A 462-nucleotide genomic window follows, 5' to 3' on the forward strand; every position below is an offset into this window, starting at 1 on the left:
ACGCTTCGATAAGCAAAATAGAGTTTTTCTATCAGTGGCAACGAAAGACCGCCATCCACCGTATCGATTTGGTACTCACGGAACCATTCACTCTCAATCACATTATCTTCCATAACGCTTATCCTGCTTTGCTTTCAACTCAGCCATCTTGATTAGCTTCTCATCTCGCTCTTGAATCTTTTCCAGTATCCAATTTTGAATATCTTGATATCGCCAGCCAATGGCTCTTGCACCTAGGGACACGGATTGAGGAAAAGTATCTTCCTCCATAAAGCTGTAGATAGACGCTCTGGAAAGACCGCTGATATGAATCACTTCTTTAAGTCTTATCAAGCGATTCGGATGTCCAGTGTTTGAATGGTTTGGGTTCATGATTATTGCCTTTGTTGGTATCACTCAAACAAAGACGCAGGTCTGTATTTTTTATCTCAACAAGTCTCAGTCGGTCTCATAGTGGATTTG

1 protein-coding gene is annotated in these 462 nt (G+C 41.6%); it reads right to left on the minus strand.

The features are described from left to right. Positions 1-102: 102 nt before the first annotated feature. Complete coding sequence (locus tag IQQ51_RS18040) at positions 103-372, minus strand: AlpA family transcriptional regulator (RefSeq protein WP_193840521.1); 270 nt, start codon at positions 370-372, stop codon at positions 103-105. Between the last annotated feature and the right edge of the window lie 90 nt (positions 373-462).

It is taken from the genome of Vibrio sp. OPT18 (genome assembly GCF_015163615.1).
GTDB classification, from domain to species: Bacteria; Pseudomonadota; Gammaproteobacteria; order Enterobacterales; family Vibrionaceae; genus Vibrio; species Vibrio coralliirubri.